The sequence below is a fragment of the Streptomyces sp. NPDC059567 genome, from assembly GCF_042735655.1.
GTDB lineage: Bacteria > Actinomycetota > Actinomycetes > Streptomycetales > Streptomycetaceae > Streptomyces.
Window position 1 is genome coordinate 1 of the sequence record NZ_JBHWBS010000087.1, and the last position, 17,627, is coordinate 17,627.

The window sequence follows — 17,627 nt, forward strand, 5'->3', positions numbered from 1 at the left end:
ACCAGGGGGTGCGGCCCGGCCCTGCGAGCGGCCGCCTAGCGGATCGGCATCCCGGAGAGCGTGCGCGCGATGACCAGGCGCTGGATCTCGCTCGTGCCCTCGAAGATGGTGTAGATGGCCGCGTCGCGGTGCATCCGCTCCACGGGGTACTCACGGGTGTAGCCGTTGCCGCCGAGGATCTGGATGGCCTGGCCGGTGACCTTCTTGGCGACCTCGCTCGCGTAGAGCTTGGACATCGACCCCTCGGCCGAGGTGAACGGCTTGCCGGTGGTCGCCATCCAGGAGGCGCGCCAGACCAGGAGCCGGGCGGCGTCGATCTGGGTGCGCATGTCGGCGAGCTGGAAGGCGACGCCCTGGTTGTCGATGATCGGGCGGCCGAACTGCTCACGGGTCTTGGCGTAGTCGAGGGCGACCTCGTACGCGGCGCGGGCGGTGCCGACGGCCATGGCGCCGACAGCGGGGCGGGAGGCCTCGAAGGTGGCCATGGCGGCGTTCTTCACGCGCTCTCCGCCACCGGCCTTGGCCTTCTCGCGGGCCCGGGCGAGGCGCTCGTCGAGCTTCTCCTTGCCGCCGAGGAGGCAGTGGCCGGGGACGCGGACGTCCTCCAGGACGACCTCGGCGGTGTGCGAGGCGCGAATGCCGTGCTTCTGGAACTTCTGCCCCTGGGAGAGACCGGGGGTGTTCGGCGGCACGATGAAGGAGGCATGCCCCTTGGAGCCGAGCTCGGGGTCCACCGCGGCGACGACGACGTGGACGTTGGCGATTCCGCCGTTGGTCGCCCAGGTCTTGGTGCCGTTGAGGACCCACTCGTCCTTCGCCTCGTCGTAGACGGCCCGGGTGCGCATCGAGGCGACGTCGGAGCCGGCGTCGGGCTCGGAGGAGCAGAAGGCGGCGACCTTGACGTCGTCGACGTCGCCGTACATCTGCGGGATCCAGGTGCCGATCTGCTCCTCGGTGCCGTTGGCGAGGACGCCGACGGCGGCCAGGCCGGTGCCGACGATGGAGAGGGCGATGCCCGCGTCGCCCCAGAAGAGCTCCTCCATCGCCATCGGGATGCCGAGGCCCGTAGGGTCGAAGAACTGCTGGGCATAGAAATCGAGAGAGTAGATGCCGATCTTGGCGGCTTCCTGGATGATCGGCCAGGGAGTCTCCTCACGCTCGTCCCACTCGGCGGCGGCGGGGCGCATCACGTCCTCGGCGAAGCCGTGCAGCCAGTCACGGACCTGCTTCTGGTCGTCGTTGAGTTCGAGCGTGAACTCGGCCATGTTCCCTCCCAGCACTGCGTTACTTGCGGTAACAGCAGTCTGTTACTCGCTGGTAGGCGCTGTCAACCTGCGGTGGACCGTGCGGCACCGGGTGCCGCTCGGGTGTTACGTTGCGACAGCCTCACGGAATTCGCACGGGCGGGGAGACACGCTATGGAGACCACACACCGGACCACCGACCAGCAGTCGCCGGCCGATCAGCGGCGCCGCGAACTGTTGGAGGCGGCGGACCGGGTGGTGCTCCGGGACGGCCCCAAGGCCTCGATGAACGCGATCGCCGCGGAGGCGGGGATCACCAAGCCGATCCTCTACCGGCACTTCGGCGACAAGGGCGGGCTGTACCGCGCCCTCGCGACCCGGCACACCGACGCACTGCTCTCCGCGCTGCGGGCGGCGCTCGACGCACCGGCCGACCGGCGCCGGCGGGTCGAGTCCACGCTCGACACGTACCTCGCCTCGATCGAGGCGATGCCGCAGGTCTACCGCTTCCTGATGCACCCCGCGGACGAGACGCACCAGGCCGAGCAGGGCTTCGACGTGGGTCGCCACTCGGCGCCCGTGCTGCGGCGCATGGGCGAGGAGCTCGGCCAGGTCATCGCCGAGCGCATCGACCTCGGCCCGGCCGGCGAGGCGCAGGCACGCATCTGGGGCCACGGAATCGTGGGCATGATGCATGCGGCGGGCGACTGGTGGCTCGGCGAACGCCCGTGCTCGCGCAGCGAGTTGGTGCGAGCCCTCGCGGACCTGCTGTGGGGCCGCCTGGCGGAGGCGGCGGACCGCGCCGGCGCGCCGGGGTTCTGAACCACGCCCCTCGGGCATCCCCGGCGCGAACGACGACGGGCGGTCAGCGGCGCAGCGCGTCCGCTCCCGCGCCCCAAGGCTCCTTGCGGATCGCACGGAGCAGGCGTGACTTGCGCCACCCCGTCACACGGTCCGCGTAGACGCCGCCCTCCAGGTGGTCCGTCTCGTGCTGGAGGCAGCGGGCGAAGAAGCCCGTGCCCTCGACGCGGGCCGGAGTGCCGTCCATGAGGACGCCCTCGACGACCGCGCGGTCGAAGCGGGGGGTCGGGGCTTCCAGGCCCGGCAGGGACAGACAGCCCTCCGCGCCCCGGATCACGTCCCCGTCCGCCTCCACCAGGCGCGGGTTCACCAGGTGCCCGAGGTGGCGCACGTCCTCGTCGTCCGGGCAGTCGTACACGAAGACGCGCAGCCCCACCCCCACCTGGTTCGCCGCGAGGCCCACGCCATTGGCCGCGTACATCGTGGCGAACATGTCCTCGACCAGCCGGGCGAGCTCCGGGCCGAAGTCGCTGACGGGTTCACAGGGGGTGTGCAGCACCGGGTCGCCGAGCAAGGTCATGCCTCGGACGCGGCCGGAACTGCCGGGGATCGGCCGGTTTCGCATGGGCGTAAGGGTACGGTCCGCGTTGACCTCGTCGTTTCGGCGAGTGTCCCAGGGGTGCCGCAGTTCGGGTCGCCGGGCCGATCTCGATAGGCTGAGCCCGGACCGACGCAAGGAGGAACAAGGAAGATGTCAGGACACCCCGGTAATCCAGAGCCGCTGTCGCCGCGCGCCAAGCTGGCCGTGACGGCGGGCAAGGCCGCGGCCGCGGTGTCGCGCGCAGCAGGACGCGGCAGTGGATCGGTCATCGGCGGCAAGGTGGCGCTGAAGCTCGACCCGGACCTGCTGGGTCGGCTCGCGCAGCATCTGGACGTCGTCCTGGTGTCCGCGACGAACGGCAAGACCACCACGACCCGGCTGATCGCCGAGGCCCTGCGGGCCAGCGGCCCCGTCGTCTCCAACGCGCTGGGCGCCAACATGCCCGCGGGCATCACCTCGGCGCTGGCGGGCGGCTCGGACGCCAAGTACGGCGTCATCGAGGTCGACGAGAAGTACCTCGCCGGAGTCGCCCGGGACACGACGCCCAAGGCGATCGCGCTGCTCAACCTCTCCCGCGACCAGCTGGACCGCGCCGCCGAGACCCGGATGCTCGCCGAGAAGTGGCGCGAGGGTCTGAGCGGTACGAAGGCCGTGGTCATCGCCAACGCCGACGACCCGCTGATCGTGTGGGCCGCCTCCTCCTCCCCCAACGTGGTGTGGGTCGCCGCCGGCCAGGAGTGGAAGGACGACGCCTGGTCGTGCCCCGCCTGCGGCGGTGTGATGCAGCGTCCGGGCGACGACTGGTTCTGCGGCGAGTGCGGCTTCCGCCGCCCGGCGCCGAGCTGGGCGCTCAACGGCGACCATGTGCTCGACCCGCACGGTTCGGCCTGGCCGATCCACCTCCAGCTGCCCGGCCGCGCCAACAAGGCCAACGCCGCGACCTCCGCCGCCGTCGCCGCCGTCTTCGGTGTGCCGCCGCAGGTCGCCCTGGAGCGCATGTACCAGGTGCAGGCCGTGGCCGGGCGCTACGACGTCGTCTCCTTCCAGGGCCGTGAGCTGCGCCTGCTGCTCGCGAAGAACCCGGCCGGCTGGCTCGAAACGTTTTCCCTCATCGACCAGCCGCCGGCCCCGGTGATCCTCTCCGTCAACGCGCGCGGCGCCGACGGCACGGACACCTCCTGGCTGTGGGACGTGGACTACGGGCGGCTCGCCGGCCACCCGATCATGGTGATCGGCGACCGCAAGCTGGACCTGGCGGTCCGCCTCGAGGTCGCGGGCGTGGACTTCCGCGTGTGCGAGACGATCGACGAGGCGGTCCGGCTGGCGCCGCCCGGGCAGATCGAGCTGATCGCCAACTACACCGCCTTCCAGGACGTCCGCCGCCGCGTCGGCAACTGACCCGTAGAGGACATGCAGCATGAGTGACAGCAGCCTGCGCCTGGTCTGGGTCTACCCGGACCTGCTCAGCACGTACGGCGACCAGGGCAACGCCCTCGTCGTCGAGCGCCGCGCCCGCCAGCGCGGTCTGGACGTCCAGCGCGTCGACGTCCGCAGCGACCAGCCGATCCCGACCTCCGGCGACATCTACCTGATCGGTGGCGGCGAGGACCGGCCGCAGCGCCTCGCGGCCGAGCGGCTGCGCCGCGACGGCGGCCTGGAGCGTGCGGCGTCCAACGGCGCGATCATCTTCTCGGTCTGCGCCGGCTACCAGATCCTGGGCCACGAGTTCATCAACGACCTCGGCGAGCGCGAGCCCGGCCTCGGTCTGATCGATGTCATCTCCACCCGCGGCGAGGGCGAGCGGTGCGTCGGCGACGTCCTCGCCGACATCGACCCGCGGCTCGGTCTCCCCCAGCTCACCGGGTTCGAGAACCACCAGGGCATCACCCACCTCGGCCCGACGGCCCGCCCGTTCGCCCGCACCGTCCTCGGCAAGGGCAACGGCACGGGCGACGGCACCGAGGGCGCGTACAACGACACCGTCTTCGGTACGTACATGCACGGCCCAGTCATGGCACGCAACCCGCAGATCGCGGACCTGCTCCTGAAGCTGGCCCTCGATGTGAACGCGCTGCCGCCGACCGACGACCGGTGGTACGAGGCGCTGCGCGCCGAGCGGATCGCCGCCGCGACGCAGCCTGCCTGACCGTCCGGCGCGGTGCACGTCTGAGCACCCTTACGCCCATTGGATTCGTAAGTAAATACGGTGTCCAAACTGCGGACATCCGGTTCGGCCCCGCCACCCGGCACCGATAAGGTGGCGGGGATCCAACCGGACGACGTGGTCCGGAAGTCGGCCCACGTTGCAAAGGTATTCGGGCTATGCGCATTGGTGTGCTCACCTCCGGCGGCGACTGCCCCGGTCTGAACGCCGTCATCCGTTCCGTCGTGCACCGCGCCGTCGTCGACCACGGTGACGAGGTCATCGGCTTCCACGACGGCTGGAAGGGCCTCCTGGAGGCGGACTACCGCAAGCTCGACCTCGACGCGGTGGGCGGCATCCTGGCCCGTGGCGGCACCATCCTCGGCTCCTCCCGGGTCCAGCCGGCGCACCTCGTCGACGGCGTCGAGCGCGCCAAGGGCCATGTCGCCGAGCTCGGTCTCGACGCGATCATCCCGATCGGCGGCGAGGGCACCCTGAAGGCCGCCAATCTGCTCTCCCAGGCCGGGCTGCCGATCGTCGGCGTGCCGAAGACCATCGACAACGACATCTCCTCGACCGACGTCACCTTCGGCTTCGACACCGCCGTCGGCGTCGCGACCGAGGCCCTGGACCGGCTGAAGACGACCGCCGAGTCCCACCAGCGCGTCCTGATCGTCGAGGTCATGGGCCGGCACACCGGCTGGATCGCCCTGCACTCCGGCATGGCCGCGGGCGCGCACGCGATCGTCGTGCCCGAGCGCCCCTTCGACATCGACGAGCTGACCGCCCGGGTCGGCGAGCGCTTCGAGGCCGGCAAGCGCTTCGCGATCGTGGTGGTCGCCGAGGGTGCGAAGCCGCGCGAGGGCTCCATGAGCTTCGAGGTCGGCGCCAAGGACCAGTACGGTCACGAGCGCTTCACCGGAGTCGCCAACCAGCTCTCGGTGGAGCTGGAGCGCCGCCTCGGCAAGGAGGCCCGCCCGGTGATACTCGGTCACGTCCAGCGCGGCGGCACGCCGACCGCGTACGACCGTGTCCTCGCCACCCGCTTCGGCTGGCACGCGGTGGAGGCGGCGCACCGCGGCGAGTTCGGGATGCTGACCGCACTGCGCGGCACGGAGATCACGATGGTCCCGCTGGCCCAGGCCGTGGAGACCCTCAAGACGGTCCCGGCCGAGCGGTACGCAGAGGCCGAGTGCGTGCTCTGACCGCCGTACCGACACCACGAACCGCCCCCGGTCGCATCCGCGAACGGGGGCGGTTCTAGTCTGGTGCGGACAACAAGCGCGAATCGGGCTCCAGGAGTACACACATGGATCACAGCGGGCACGGCATGACCATGGATCTGCCGCCGTTCACGCTGGGACGGGGGCTCGAGTTCTCGCCGGACCTGTTCTTCCTCATCGGCAGCGTCGTGGGACTCGCGCTGTACGGATGGGGAGTGGCGCGGCTGCGCCAGCGCGGTGACACCTGGCCCGTCAGCCGGACGATCCTCTTCACGCTGGGCGTGCTGACCGTCGCGCTGATGATGTGCACCAAGCTGAACGACTACGGCATGGTCATGTTCAGCGTGCACATGGTGCAGCACATGGTCATCTCGATGCTCTCGCCGATCCTGATCCTGCTCGGTGCCCCGGTCACGCTGGCGCTGCGCGCCCTGCCGGTCGCGGCCCGGGGCGACAAGGGCCCGCGCGAGCTGCTCCTGATGCTGCTCCACAGCCGCTACATGAAGATCGTCACGCATCCCGCGTTCACGATCCCGCTCTTCATCGCGAGCCTGTACGGCTTCTACTTCACCCCGATCTTCGACACGCTGATGGGGTCCAAGGTCGGGCACATCGCGATGATGGTGCACTTCCTCGCCGTCGGTCTGGTCTTCTTCTGGCCGATCATGGGCGTCGACCCGGGTCCGCACCGCCCGGGGTACGTGATGCGGATGCTGGAGCTCTTCGCGGGCATGCCGTTCCACGCCTTCTTCGGTATCGCCCTGATGATGGCGAGCGAGCCGATGATCAAGGCGTACGAGAATCCGCCGGCCTCGCTGGGGATCGACGCGCTCGCCGACCAGAACGCGGCGGGCGGTATCGCCTGGGCGTTCAGCGAGATCCCGTCGGTGCTGGTGCTGATCGCGCTGGTGTACCAGTGGTACCACTCCGAGCAGCGGCAGGCCGTCCGCAAGGACCGGGCCGCCGACCGTGACGGGGACAAGGAGCTGGAGGCGTACAACGCGTATCTCGCCTCGCTCCGCACCCGCGGACAGCGGGTCGGGACGCAGGACTGACCCCGGCCTGACGTGGGAGTGACGCGGGAGTAGCGCTTCGCCCGCCTCAGGGGTCACGATGAGGGTGACGGCCCCGTCGGGAGGAGGCGGACAGATGTCCGGTCCCACGAAGGCGATGTGCGTGATCACCGTCGCGGCCCTGGTGCTGACGACGGCGTACACGGTGGCGCTCGGCAGCAGCGGCTGGCTCTGGTTCGGCTGGATCGTGCTCGGCGTGGTCACCATCGGCATGGCGGCGGCGGACAGCTCCGCCCCCGCGGGCGCCCGTCGCCGCGGCCCGACCAGGCCCGGCCCCCAGCCCTGAGGTCACGTGGGCCACGGTCCGGTGTCCGCGAAGGGACAGGGCCGACCGGGGTCCTCGGTGTGGTCGATTCCGCGCGGGACGTCAGCGCGGGGCGAGGACGATCCAGGTGCGGCCGGGGGCGAAGTTCAGGGGTGCCCCGTCCGGGGTGGTGAAGCTCGTGCCCTTCTCGGCCGCGGGGCGGCTCCAGCGGGCGTCGTGGGCCTTGCCGTCGCGCAGGACGACGGCGGTGCCGCTGCCGACGGTCTCGGTGTAGGGCGAGACGCTGCCGAGGACGTCATGGAACCGCGAGGACCGTATGGTCACGTGCTGCACCACCACGGTGGTCGCCGTCACCGGGCCCTCGTCGGTGGTACGTGCGGGGCTGCCGTCCATCGACACCCGCCAGCTCTTCTCGGCCGCGTTCCAGGTGAAGGTGTAGCGGGAGGCCGGGAAGCGCACGGTGCGCTCGTTGACCTGCTCGCCGCCCGCGGGGGCGGGGCCGAAGCGGAAGCCGATGTCCTTGGCGTCCTCGGCCTTCGGAGCGGCGGCGAGCGCGCGCCCGGGCAGCACGTACAGGTTGTGGGGCGCCGGCCGGCCGCCGCCGCGCAGATAGGCGCCGGGGGCGTCCTCCGGGGGCAGCGGGTACAGCGGAGCGGCCCGCAGGAGGGGCTTCAGGGCGGCCTGCGAGCCGGAGTAGGCGAGCGCGGGCCGGCCGAACTGGCGCAGCAGCTCGATGTCGGACTCGCGGGCGCTGCGGACGGGGCCGATCCGTTCCGGGAGATCGGAGGAGTAGACCGCGAGCAGCCGGGTCTGGCCGCCCTCCACCTGCTCGACGTAGACGAGGTCGGCCGCGCCGAGACCGGTGTGCGGGCGGGCCGGGGGCACGTTGTCGATCTTGACGGCGAGCACGGGGGCGGGCCGGGCCGGCAGTCCCGTGAAGGGCGACCGCGTCTCCTGGGTGGGGACGGGAGTCGTCGGCGCGGGGGTCGGGGGCGGGGTCGGTGTGGGCTCGGGGGTGCCGGAGTCGGCGCAGCCGTACAACCCGGCGGTCGTCACCGCGCACAGCAGCACGGTGACGGCTGCGCCGGGCCGTATGCGTCGGTGTGCGGCAGCCATAAGGTCCACTCTCCGTCTCCAGTGTGGACCACGGTCGCGCGAGTGGTTACAAATAGGCGATGCTCAACGGAGACGGGGGCCGCCGGTGTTCTACCAGCTGATGAAGTACGTTCTGCTCGGGCCGCTGCTGAGGCTGCTGTTCCGGCCTCGTATCGAGGGCCTCGAACACATCCCGGAGGACGGCGCGGCGATCGTCGCGGGCAATCATCTGTCGTTCTCCGACCACTTCCTCATGCCCGTGGTGCTCAAGCGTCGGATCACCTTCCTCGCCAAGCAGGAGTACTTCACCGGGCCGGGGCTCAAGGGCAGGCTGACCGCGGCGTTCTTCCGCAGCGCCGGGCAGATCCCGGTGGACCGCTCCGGCAAGGAGGCCGGGAAGGCGGCGATCCGCGAGGGGCTCGGGGTGCTGTCCAAGGGCGAGCTGCTCGGGATCTACCCGGAAGGGACCCGCTCGCACGACGGCAGGCTCTACAAGGGCAAGGTCGGGGTCGCGGTCATGGCGATCACGGCCGGCGTGCCGGTGATCCCGTGCGCGATGGTGGGCACCTTCGAGATCCAGCCGCCCGGCCAGGTCGTGCCCAAGGTCAGGCGGGTCACCATCCGGTTCGGGGAGCCCCTGGACTTCTCGCGGTACGCGGGCATGGAGGGCGAGAAGGCGGCGGTCCGCGCGGTGACGGACGAGATCATGTACGAGATCCTCGCGCTGTCCGGCCAGGAGTACGTCGACGCCTACGCCGCCAAGGTGAAAGCGGCGGAGGAGCAGTCGAAGGCGGCGAACGCCAAGGCTCCACGAAAGTTCCCCCGCCGCGGACGCTGACGGCGGATCCGCGCAGTGCGAAACGCCTTGGGGCGGCGACCGCGGCCGCCGTGGCTCGCCGCCCGCGCGTGAGCGAGGGGCGGCCCGTCGCGCCCCGGGCCGCCCCTCGAAGGGTCATACGGTGACTACGGCTGGGGCGTGGCGTGCGGTGCGCAGGTCACGTCCTTGCTGTCGAGCTTGCCCGTCAGCAGGTAGGCCTCCACCCGGGTGTTCAGGCAGGGGTTGGTGAGGTTGGTGATGCCGTGCGAGCCGGCGTCCTTCTCGGTGATCAGGCGCGAGCCCTTGAACCGCTTGTGCAGTTCGAGCGCTCCGGCGTACGGCGTGGCCGCGTCGCGCTCGGCCTGGGTGATGAGGACCGGCGGCAGGCCCTTGCCGGTCCGCACCTCGGTCGGGCGCTGGCGCGGGGTGGACCAGGTCGCGCAGGGCAGGTTCATCCAGGCGTTGGACCAGGTCATGAACGGGTACCGCTCGTGGAGCCGGCTGTTGTCGCGGTCCCACTTCCTCCAGCTCGTCGGCCAGGGGGCGTCGGCGCACTCCACGGCGGTGTAGACCGCGTTGCCGTTCTCGGAGGCGGCGTTGCCGGCCGTGTCGGTGGGGTCGGAGGCCGCCGAGTCGATCAGCGGCTGCGGGTCACCGGCGGCGTACGCGCTCCAGGCCTTGGCGACCGGCACCCACATGGAGTCGTAGTACGGCGCGTTCTGGAAGAAGCCGATGAGCTCGGCCGGGCCGACCTTGCCGCCGAGGGGGTTCTTCTTGGCGTCGGCGCGCAGGGTCTCCCACTGCTGCCGGACCTCGGTGTAGGTGTCGCCGAGGTGGAAGGTGGCGTCGTGCCGGGCGACCCAGGTCATCCAGTCCTTGAGCCGGCCCTCGAAGGCGATGTCCTGGTCGAGGTTGACCTCGTACCAGATCTTCCGCGTCGACGGGTTGACGACGCTGTCGAGCACCATGCGGCGGACGTGCGTCGGGAAGAGCGTGCCGTAGACGGCGCCGAGGTAGGTGCCGTAGGAGACGCCGACGAAGTTGAGCTTCTTCTCGCCGAGCGCGGCCCGGATGACGTCGAGGTCACGGGCGGTGTTGAGGGTGTTGATGTACGGCAGGATGTCGCCGCTCTTCTCGGCGCAGCCCTCGGCGTACTCGGCGGCGAGCTTGCGCTGCGCGCGCTTGTCGGCCTCGCTGTCGGGGACCGGGTCGAGCTTGGGGCCCTTGACGAACTCGGCCGGGTCGACGCAGGAGATGGGCGCCGAGTGGCCGACGCCGCGCGGGTCGAAGCCCACGAAGTCGTACGCCTTGGCGGTGTTCACCCAGATCGGGGCCTTGGTGGTGACCCGGCGCGGGAAGCGCAGGCCGGAACCGCCGGGGCCGCCCGGGTTGTAGAGCAGCGCGCCCTGGCGCTCGGCGGGCGTGCCGGTGGCGCCGATGCGGTCGACGGCGATCTTGATCTGCTTGCCGTTCGGCCGGCTGTAGTCGACCGGGACGGTGACCCAGCCGCAGGTGATGGGCTTCTCCAGGCCCCAGTCGGCCGGACAGTCCTGCCAGTCGATGCCCTGCTGCGCCGCCCGCTCGGCGGCCAGGGCGACGCCGCGCGCCTCGCTGTCCGGCCGGTGGCGGCTGTCGGCCGTGGCGGTCGGCGCTGCCAGCACGCCGGCCATGAGCGTGCCCGCTATCAGAGTGCCGGCCGAGCCGAGCACTGCTGTGCGTCTCACGTGATGCCTCCCCCTCTGTCGGCGCCGCCCCCGTGGCAGCGCCGTGATGTCGGTCTGTCCGGGGGATCCTTACGTTCCACCGGCGCACGGCAAAGGGCGTACACCTGTTTCTTTGCCGAACCGATAACCGGAGACCGGTGTACCGCTGATCGGTGAACTCAGGACGGCGCGAGGATGCCCAACGCCTCGTCGAGGGTCCGGCGCAGCTGGAGGGCGTCGGCGGCGACGACGGTGACGAGAGCCGCGGGTCCGGCGAGCGGGGCGAGGACGGCGTTCCCGGTGAGCGTGCGGGGCTCGACCGGCTTGTCCTCGAACTCCGGTTCGACGACGAGGAGTTGTCCGGTCGCGCGGTGCCCGGCGAGGACTGCGCCGCCGCCCCATCCGCCGGGGGCCCCGGGTCCGTAGGCCAACTCCTGGTCGAGCAGGGGCCGTCCGGCGCGGCGGACGGTGAGGCGGGTGACGAGCGTGCCGGTCTCCTCGCCGTGGCGTCCGAGGATCTGCTCCTCGCGGAGCACGAGCCGCGCGGTGGGGGCGAGTTCGACGGTGGTCCGCATCCGCAGGTCGGAGCCGTACGCGGAGACGAGCTGTTCGGGCAGCCAGCGCAGCACGGCGTCGTCGCCGACCGTGATTCTGATGTCGTACGCGGCGGGTCCGGCCGCTCGGCCGGGCAGGGCCACGGTCGCGGCGGCCGAGTCGACCAGGAGCCGTGCCCCGTCCCGTACGTCCGTCTCGATCGCGAGCCGGTCACCGCCGAGCGGCGCGCTCATCGCTCCGACGACGGTGACGCGCGTGTACGGGCCGGTGGTGCGGGTGCGGCGGAGGGCGAGGGGCCCGTCGCTCTCCAGGAGCGGCAGTCCGCCGTCGGCGTCGGCGACGATCCGGGCGGTGGCGCGCAGGCTCATGCGGCGGCGGTCGCGGCCCAGGCGGCGAGCCGGCCTCGGACCCAGTCGGCCACGGGGCCGACCCCCTGCTCGCCGGTGAGCGAGGTGAAGGCGACGGGCAGCTCGCCGCGCTGCTCCTTCGCGTCCCGGGCCATCCGCTCCAGATCGGAGCCGACGTACGGGGCGAGGTCGGTCTTGTTGACGACCAGCAGGTCGGCGGTGGTGACGCCGGGACCGCCCTTGCGCGGGATGTCGTCGCCGCCCGCGACGTCGATGACGAAGATCTGGGCGTCGACGAGGCCCTTGGAGAAGGTGGCGGTGAGGTTGTCGCCGCCGGACTCGACCAGGATCAGATCGAGCGGGCCCACGGTGTCCTCCAGCTCCTCGACGGCTTCGAGGTTGGCGGAGATGTCGTCGCGGATCGCGGTGTGCGGGCAGGCGCCGGTCTCGACGGCCTGGATGCGCTCGGGGGGCAGGACGGCGTTGCGGAGCAGGAACTCGGCGTCCTCGCGGGTGTAGATGTCGTTGGTGACGACGGCGATGGAGAGCTGGTCGCGCAGGGCCCGGCAGAGCGCGGCGACGGTCGCGGTCTTGCCGGAGCCGACGGGGCCGCCGAGGCCGATCCGCAGCGCGCGCCGGGTGCCGTCGGGGCGGTGGGCGTCGGCGGAGACGGCGCCGAGGTGGTCGTGGGAGTGGTCGAGGTGCATGGGGCGGCTCCAGTGGTTCTCAGGATGCGAAGAGGCGGACGGGCCAGGACGCGTGCTGCTCGGCGGTGATGTCGAGGAGGGGCGCGGAGGCGGCGGGCAGGGCGTCGACGCCCTTCCGGGCGGCTGCGGCGGCTTCCTCGGCGACGCGGTCCATGGCGGGGGCGAGGCGGGCGAGGACGGCGGTGGCCTGGAAGGGGTCCAGGCTCAGCAGCCGGACCGTGGCGGTGGCGGGGCCGCTGACGGTCTCGTACGCGACGCAGTGTGCGGCGTCCTCGGGGCCGAGCCCGGCGGCGCGGGCGGCGACACCGAGGACGACGGGCTGGTGGGCGCCGCGGGGGAACGCGGCGGCGAGCGCGTCGAGTTCGGGGCAGGGCCAGGTGGCGCGGGACGCCCGCATCATCTGCCGGCCGAGCTTGCGGGCGGCGGCGCGCAGGGCGGGCGAGGGGGTGCGGGCGTCGGCGGCCGCGTCGAGGGCGTACGGGTCGTGGCCGAGCGCGGCCGCGGCGGCGAGGGCCGCCGCGGTGAGCCCGCTGGTGTGGAGCCGGCCGTGGCAGAACGCGGCGAGGCTCGCCGCGTCCGTGATCCGGCCGGCCTTGACGGCGGCCTCGGCCCCGCCGGAGTGGGCGTGCCCGCCGGCGGGGAAACGCCCGTCGGCGAGCACGAGGAGGGCGGCGCGACTCGTCATCAGAAGAGGAAGTAGCGCTGGGCCATGGGCAGTTCGGCGGCGGGCGCGGGCTCGACCGGTTCGCCGTCGATCGTGACCGTGAAGGTGTCGGCGTCGACCTCGACCCGGGGCAGCGCGTCGTTCTCCCGCATGTCCGCCTTGGTCACGCGCCGTGTGCTGCCGATCGCGGTGAACTCCTTGTTCACGCCCACTCGTTGGGCGATGTCGTCCTCGATCGCCGCCTGGGCGACGAAGTTGAAGGAGCCGGCAGCCGCGGCCTTCCCGAGCGCCCCGAACATCGGGCGGGGCAGCACGGGTTGCGGGGTGGGGATGGAGGCGTTGGCGTCGCCCATCTGCGCGTAGGCGATCTGGCCGCCCTTGAGCACGGTCTGCGGCTTCACTCCGAAGAACGCCGGATCCCAGAGCACGAGGTCCGCGAGCTTGCCGGGCTCGACCGAGCCGACGAGGTGGTCCATCCCCTGGGCGACGGCCGGGTTGATCGTGTACTTGGCGACATAGCGGCGGGCCCGGTGGTTGTCTGCGCGGCCGTCGCCGGGCAGGGCGCCCCGGCGCTTCTTCATCACGTGCGCGGTCTGCCAGGTGCGCATGATCACCTCGCCGATACGCCCCATGGCCTGCGAGTCCGAGGAGATGATCGAGATGGCGCCGAGGTCGTGCAGGACGTCCTCGGCCGCGATGGTCGAGGGGCGGATCCGGGACTCGGCGAAGGCGAGGTCCTCGGGGACGGCCGGGTTGAGGTGGTGGCAGACCATCAGCATGTCGAGGTGTTCCTCGATGGTGTTGACGGTGTGCGGCCGGGTCGGGTTGGTCGAGCTGGGCAGTATGTACGGCTCGGACACGACGGTGATGATGTCGGGGGCGTGCCCGCCTCCGGCGCCCTCGGTGTGGTACGCGTGGACGGTACGGCCCGCGATCGCGGCGAGGGTGTCGCCGACGAATCCCGCCTCGTTCAGGGTGTCGGTGTGGATGGCGAGCTGGGCGCCCGTCTCGTCGCAGACGCCGAGGCAGGCGTCGATGACGGCCGGGGTCGCCCCCCAGTCCTCGTGGATCTTGAACCCGAGCGCGCCGCCCCGGAGTTGGGAGTGCATGGCCTGCGTGGACATCGTGTTGCCCTTGCCGAGCAGTCCGATGTTGACGGGGAAGGTGTCGAGCGCCTCGAACATCCGGGCGAGGTGCCAGGGGCCGGGCGTGATGGTGGTGGCCTTGGTGCCCTCGGCCGGTCCTGTCCCGCCCCCGACGAGGGTGGTGACGCCCGTGGCGAGGGCCTGCTCGACGACCGTCGGCGAGATGAAGTGGACATGGGCGTCGATGGCGCCCGCGGTGACGATCTTCCCGTTGCCGACGATCACCTCGGTCTCGGGGCCGATGACCAGATCGGGGTGGACCCCGTCCATGGTGTCGGGGTTCCCGGCCTTACCCAGGGCGGTGATCCGGCCGTCGCGGATGCCGATGTCGGCCTTGACGACGCCCCAGTGGTCGATGATCACGGCGCCGGTCACGACGGTGTCGGGCGCGCCTTCGGCACGGGTCGTCCGGGCCTGGCCCATGGACTCGCGGATGACCTTGCCGCCGCCGAAGACGGCCTCGTCGCCGGCGCGGCCGGGTCCGCCGGAGCGGTCCTCCTCGATCTCGACGAGCAGGTCGGTGTCGGCGAGCCGGATGCGGTCGCCGGTGGTGGGTCCGAACAGGTCGGCGTACACGGCACGATGCAGCTCAGGCACGGTCGGCCCCCTCGGCGACGACGGCCTGCGCCACAGTCCGTCCCGCCCCCTCGGCGGCGGGGGTGTCGAGCGGTCCCGCGGTCTCGCCGCGCAGGCCGGGGACGACGCGATGGCCCTGCAGCGGTACGAGTTCGATCTCGACCGGGATGCCGGGCTCGAAGCGCACGGCGGTACCGGCGGCGATGTGCAGCCGTTGCCCGCGTGCGGCGGCGCGGTCGAAGTCCAGGCCGGGATTGGCCTCGGCGAAGTGGTAGTGGGAGCCGACCTGGACGGGCCGGTCGGCGGCGTTCAGGACGGTCAGGCGGGTCACGGGGCGGCCCTCGTTGAGGGCGACCGGACCTTCACCGTAAAGAGTCTCTCCGGGAATCATCGGCGGCGCTCCCCCGTCACACGATCGGGTCATGGACGGTGACGAGCTTGGTCCCGTCGGGGAAGGTCGCCTCGACCTGGACGTCGTGGATCATCTCGGGGATGCCGGCCATGACGTCGTCGCGGGTGAGGACCTTGCGGCCGGAGGCCATGAGCTCCGCGACCGTACGTCCGTCGCGGGCGCCTTCCAGGATGTGAGTGGTGATCAGGGCGACGGCCTCGGGGTGGTTGAGCTTCACTCCGCGTGCTCTGCGCTTCTCGGCCACGTCCGCCGCCACATGAATGAGCAGTCGTTCCTGCTCGTGCGGGGTCAGTTGCACGCTTCCACCTCACAGTCGTCCACCGGGCGGTCTCTCCCGGACAGCAGCGGACGTTACCGATCTTCAACGTGCTGTTGAACTGCGGTGACGGGCTGCTGGGCCAGACATTGCACGTTAGGGCGGAAGTTTTTCCGGCACGTTAATTCTGGCTTTGCGTCTCCATGGACATCAGCGCCCGCAGCCCGTCCTCGAGGACGCGGACCTCGACGTCCCCGAAGAGCGCCTGCTGGGCGATGAAGCCCTGCGCGGTGGCGATCATGGTCCGGGCCACATGGTCGGCGGGGACGTCGGCGCGCATCAGCCCGTTGGCCCGGTACGCCTCGACGAGGGTCGTCCACGCCTCGCGCATCCCGTCGTACCCGGCGGCGAGGGTCCGGAACAGGTGCTCGTCGCGCAGCGTCTCGGACCAGACCTGGATGATGAGCCGCGCGAAGGCCTGACGGTCCCCGCCCGGGATGCGCTCCTCCAGGAAGATCCGCATGACGGCGCCGAGCAGGACGTCGGGGGTGGGCGGAGGGGTGGAGCGGGACGCCTCCTCGAAGGCGCCGCGGATGCCGGCGAACGCCTCCGCCGCGATGGCCGCGATCAGCTCGTCCTTGCCGCGGAAGTACCGGTAGACGGCGCCGGCCGACAGACCGACCTCGGTCAGCACGTCCGCCATCGAAGTGGCGTGGAAGCCGTTGCGGGCGAAGCAGCGCGCGGCGCCGTCGAGGATCTGACGGCGACGGGCGTCGAGGTGTTCCTGGGAGACACGGGCCATGGTCGAAATCTAAAACGAACATTCATTCTTGACAAGCGACGACCTCCGGAGGGACAGTGAGCCCACCACGTAAAACGAACGATCCTTCTCTTTGAATCGAGTACGTCATGCCTGCCACCGCCACCCGCAAGACCTTCGCGGTGATGGTGCTGATCCCCGTGGTCGTGGCCCTGGCCCTGTCGGCCTTCGCCTGGCCCGCCGCCCGGATCGCCCCGCGCGACCTGCCGATCGGTCTCGCGGGGCCGGCCACCGCCACCGCCCCCTTGGAGCAGCGCCTCACCGAGCACGACGGCGCCTTCGAGGTCCACCGCTACGGCTCCGCGGCCGCCGCCCGCACGGCGATCGAGGACCGGGTCGTATACGGCGCGGTGATCGTCACACCGCAGGGCCCCGAACTGCTGACCGCCTCCGCCGCGAGCCCGGTCGTCGCAGGACTGCTGCGCGAGGCCGTCACCGCCCAGGCGCCGGCCGGCACGCCGATGAAGGTGACCGACGTCGTGCCGGCACCGGCGGGCGATCCGCGCGGGAGCGCATTCGGGTCGAGCCTGTTCCCCCTGATCCTGGCCGGCGTGGCCTCCGGCGTCCTGGTCACGATCCTCGGCCTGCGCCGCGCACGGGCGGCCCTCGCCCTGGCGGGCGCGGCCGCGCTCGCCGGAATCGTCGGCACCGCGCTCGGTCACAGCTGGCTCGGGGCGCTCACCGGTGACTGGTGGGCGGAGGCCGGCGTCCTCGCGCTGACCGTCCTCGCCATCGGCGCGACGCTCGCGGGGCTCGCCGCGCTGCTCGGCAAGCCCGGCCTCGGCCTCGGGGCATTGCTAATGATCCTGATCGGCAACCCGTTCTCGGGTGTCGCGAGCGCACCCGAACTGCTGCCGGCCCCCGCGGGCGCCCTCGGACAGTGGCTGCCGCCGGGCGCGGGCGGCTCGGCGCTGCGCTCGGTCGCCTTCTTCGACGGCGGCGGGACGGGCGGGCCGCTGCTGGTCCTCGGCGTGTGGGCGGCGGCCGGACTGGCCGCTCTGCTGCTCGGCGGCCGGCGCGAGCGCGCGACGAGCGCGCCGACGCCCACTCCGGTCACGGAGCCGGCGCCGGTGGGCTGATCGTTTCCGCACGACCTTCCCATACGGCCGCGGGGGGCCGCCGGGGGCGGCGGCGGGGCGGCGCGGGGGGATGCCGGCGGGGGGCGCGCGCGGGGGGGGGC

19 protein-coding genes are annotated in these 17,627 nt (G+C 71.8%); 8 read left to right on the forward strand and 11 right to left on the reverse strand.

Annotation, left to right across the window (positions count from 1 at the left end):
* Positions 1–35 precede the first annotated feature (35 nt).
* Positions 36–1,265 (reverse strand): acyl-CoA dehydrogenase family protein, encoded by a 1,230-nt coding sequence (locus ACFVZW_RS29080; RefSeq protein ID WP_361678281.1) that lies wholly within the window; start codon positions 1,263–1,265, stop codon positions 36–38.
* A 153-nt stretch (positions 1,266–1,418) separates the two neighbouring features.
* On the opposite strand from ACFVZW_RS29080, the gene ACFVZW_RS29085 reads away from it, so the two are divergent.
* Entirely contained in the window at positions 1,419–2,066 is a 648-nt protein-coding gene (locus ACFVZW_RS29085; RefSeq protein WP_384527253.1) for a TetR family transcriptional regulator, read from the forward strand.
* Between the two features lie 43 nt (positions 2,067–2,109).
* On the opposite strand, the gene def is transcribed toward ACFVZW_RS29085, so the two are convergent.
* On the reverse strand, positions 2,110–2,670 hold the full coding sequence (gene def / locus ACFVZW_RS29090; protein WP_384527256.1) for a peptide deformylase: 561 nt from the start codon (positions 2,668–2,670) through the stop codon (positions 2,110–2,112).
* Positions 2,671–2,796: 126 nt separating this feature from the next.
* On the opposite strand from def, the gene ACFVZW_RS29095 reads away from it, so the two are divergent.
* The 5 genes from ACFVZW_RS29095 (at position 2,797) to ACFVZW_RS29115 (ending at position 7,371) form a co-directional block, all read left to right on the forward strand.
* Entirely contained in the window at positions 2,797–4,044 is a 1,248-nt protein-coding gene (locus tag ACFVZW_RS29095) for a MurT ligase domain-containing protein (protein WP_384527259.1), read from the forward strand.
* A gap of 19 nt (positions 4,045–4,063) precedes the next feature.
* A complete protein-coding gene (locus tag ACFVZW_RS29100; protein ID WP_260227290.1) occupies positions 4,064–4,792 on the forward strand; it encodes a type 1 glutamine amidotransferase in 729 nt (242 codons plus the stop codon).
* Positions 4,793–4,968: 176 nt separating this feature from the next.
* Positions 4,969–5,994 carry a 6-phosphofructokinase gene (locus ACFVZW_RS29105; protein WP_361858480.1) on the forward strand — a complete coding sequence of 342 codons (1,026 nt, stop codon included), beginning with the start codon at positions 4,969–4,971 and terminating at the stop codon, positions 5,992–5,994.
* Between the two features lie 104 nt (positions 5,995–6,098).
* Complete coding sequence (locus ACFVZW_RS29110; protein WP_384527262.1) at positions 6,099–7,067, forward strand: cytochrome c oxidase assembly protein; 969 nt, start codon at positions 6,099–6,101, stop codon at positions 7,065–7,067.
* 94 nt (positions 7,068–7,161) lie between these two features.
* Entirely contained in the window at positions 7,162–7,371 is a 210-nt protein-coding gene (locus tag ACFVZW_RS29115) for a hypothetical protein (protein WP_384527265.1), read from the forward strand.
* Between the two features lie 81 nt (positions 7,372–7,452).
* On the opposite strand, the gene ACFVZW_RS29120 is transcribed toward ACFVZW_RS29115, so the two are convergent.
* Positions 7,453–8,466 (reverse strand): DUF3048 domain-containing protein, encoded by a 1,014-nt coding sequence (locus ACFVZW_RS29120; RefSeq protein WP_384527268.1) that lies wholly within the window; start codon positions 8,464–8,466, stop codon positions 7,453–7,455.
* Positions 8,467–8,551: 85 nt separating this feature from the next.
* Between ACFVZW_RS29120 and ACFVZW_RS29125 the strand changes: the two genes are divergently transcribed.
* Entirely contained in the window at positions 8,552–9,283 is a 732-nt protein-coding gene (locus tag ACFVZW_RS29125; RefSeq protein WP_384527271.1) for a lysophospholipid acyltransferase family protein, read from the forward strand.
* A 125-nt stretch (positions 9,284–9,408) separates the two neighbouring features.
* Here the strand turns inward: ACFVZW_RS29125 and ACFVZW_RS29130 are convergent, their stop codons facing one another.
* The 8 genes from ACFVZW_RS29130 to ACFVZW_RS29165 form a co-directional block, all read right to left on the reverse strand.
* Positions 9,409–10,986 (reverse strand): alpha/beta hydrolase, encoded by a 1,578-nt coding sequence (locus ACFVZW_RS29130; RefSeq protein ID WP_384527274.1) that lies wholly within the window; start codon positions 10,984–10,986, stop codon positions 9,409–9,411.
* Between the two features lie 158 nt (positions 10,987–11,144).
* Entirely contained in the window at positions 11,145–11,888 is a 744-nt protein-coding gene (locus ACFVZW_RS29135) for an urease accessory protein UreD (protein ID WP_384527277.1), read from the reverse strand.
* A complete protein-coding gene (gene ureG, locus ACFVZW_RS29140; protein ID WP_384527280.1) occupies positions 11,885–12,574 on the reverse strand; it encodes an urease accessory protein UreG in 690 nt (229 codons plus the stop codon). The genes ACFVZW_RS29135 and ureG overlap by 4 nt, the downstream gene beginning before the upstream one ends.
* Before the next feature lie 19 nt (positions 12,575–12,593).
* Positions 12,594–13,259, reverse strand: a complete 666-nt coding sequence (locus ACFVZW_RS29145; RefSeq protein ID WP_384527283.1) for an urease accessory protein UreF — start codon at positions 13,257–13,259, stop codon at positions 12,594–12,596.
* Complete coding sequence (locus ACFVZW_RS29150) at positions 13,259–14,980, reverse strand: urease subunit alpha (RefSeq protein WP_384527286.1); 1,722 nt, start codon at positions 14,978–14,980, stop codon at positions 13,259–13,261. Before ACFVZW_RS29150 ends, ACFVZW_RS29145 begins: the two co-directional genes overlap by 1 nt.
* Positions 14,973–15,350, reverse strand: a complete 378-nt coding sequence (locus ACFVZW_RS29155) for an urease subunit beta (RefSeq protein WP_384527289.1) — start codon at positions 15,348–15,350, stop codon at positions 14,973–14,975. Before ACFVZW_RS29155 ends, ACFVZW_RS29150 begins: the two co-directional genes overlap by 8 nt.
* A 16-nt stretch (positions 15,351–15,366) precedes the next feature.
* Complete coding sequence (locus ACFVZW_RS29160; protein WP_362357112.1) at positions 15,367–15,669, reverse strand: urease subunit gamma; 303 nt, start codon at positions 15,667–15,669, stop codon at positions 15,367–15,369.
* Between the two features lie 139 nt (positions 15,670–15,808).
* Positions 15,809–16,429 (reverse strand): TetR/AcrR family transcriptional regulator, encoded by a 621-nt coding sequence (locus ACFVZW_RS29165; protein WP_384527292.1) that lies wholly within the window; start codon positions 16,427–16,429, stop codon positions 15,809–15,811.
* A 107-nt stretch (positions 16,430–16,536) separates the two neighbouring features.
* On the opposite strand from ACFVZW_RS29165, the gene ACFVZW_RS29170 reads away from it, so the two are divergent.
* Positions 16,537–17,526, forward strand: a complete 990-nt coding sequence (locus ACFVZW_RS29170; protein WP_384527295.1) for an ABC transporter permease — start codon at positions 16,537–16,539, stop codon at positions 17,524–17,526.
* The last annotated feature ends 101 nt before the right edge of the window (positions 17,527–17,627 follow it).

Bases quoted from the DNA above. Each gene is read 5' to 3' on its own strand.
- ACFVZW_RS29155 (WP_384527289.1), bottom strand. From the start codon at position 15,350: ATGATTCCCGGAGAGACTCTTTACGGTGAAGGTCCGGTCGCCCTCAAC.
- ACFVZW_RS29100 (WP_260227290.1), top strand. From the start codon at position 4,064: ATGAGTGACAGCAGCCTGCGCCTGGTCTGGGTCTACCCGGACCTGCTC.
- ACFVZW_RS29170 (WP_384527295.1), top strand. From the start codon at position 16,537: ATGCCTGCCACCGCCACCCGCAAGACCTTCGCGGTGATGGTGCTGATC.
- ACFVZW_RS29145 (WP_384527283.1), bottom strand. From the start codon at position 13,259: ATGACGAGTCGCGCCGCCCTCCTCGTGCTCGCCGACGGGCGTTTCCCC.
- ACFVZW_RS29110 (WP_384527262.1), top strand. From the start codon at position 6,099: ATGGATCACAGCGGGCACGGCATGACCATGGATCTGCCGCCGTTCACG.
- ACFVZW_RS29135 (WP_384527277.1), bottom strand. From the start codon at position 11,888: ATGAGCCTGCGCGCCACCGCCCGGATCGTCGCCGACGCCGACGGCGGA.
- ACFVZW_RS29105 (WP_361858480.1), top strand. From the start codon at position 4,969: ATGCGCATTGGTGTGCTCACCTCCGGCGGCGACTGCCCCGGTCTGAAC.
- ACFVZW_RS29120 (WP_384527268.1), bottom strand. From the start codon at position 8,466: ATGGCTGCCGCACACCGACGCATACGGCCCGGCGCAGCCGTCACCGTG.
- ureG (WP_384527280.1), bottom strand. From the start codon at position 12,574: ATGCACCTCGACCACTCCCACGACCACCTCGGCGCCGTCTCCGCCGAC.
- ACFVZW_RS29080 (WP_361678281.1), bottom strand. From the start codon at position 1,265: ATGGCCGAGTTCACGCTCGAACTCAACGACGACCAGAAGCAGGTCCGT.
- ACFVZW_RS29085 (WP_384527253.1), top strand. From the start codon at position 1,419: ATGGAGACCACACACCGGACCACCGACCAGCAGTCGCCGGCCGATCAG.
- ACFVZW_RS29165 (WP_384527292.1), bottom strand. From the start codon at position 16,429: ATGGCCCGTGTCTCCCAGGAACACCTCGACGCCCGTCGCCGTCAGATC.
- ACFVZW_RS29115 (WP_384527265.1), top strand. From the start codon at position 7,162: ATGTCCGGTCCCACGAAGGCGATGTGCGTGATCACCGTCGCGGCCCTG.
- ACFVZW_RS29095 (WP_384527259.1), top strand. From the start codon at position 2,797: ATGTCAGGACACCCCGGTAATCCAGAGCCGCTGTCGCCGCGCGCCAAG.
- def (WP_384527256.1), bottom strand. From the start codon at position 2,670: ATGCGAAACCGGCCGATCCCCGGCAGTTCCGGCCGCGTCCGAGGCATG.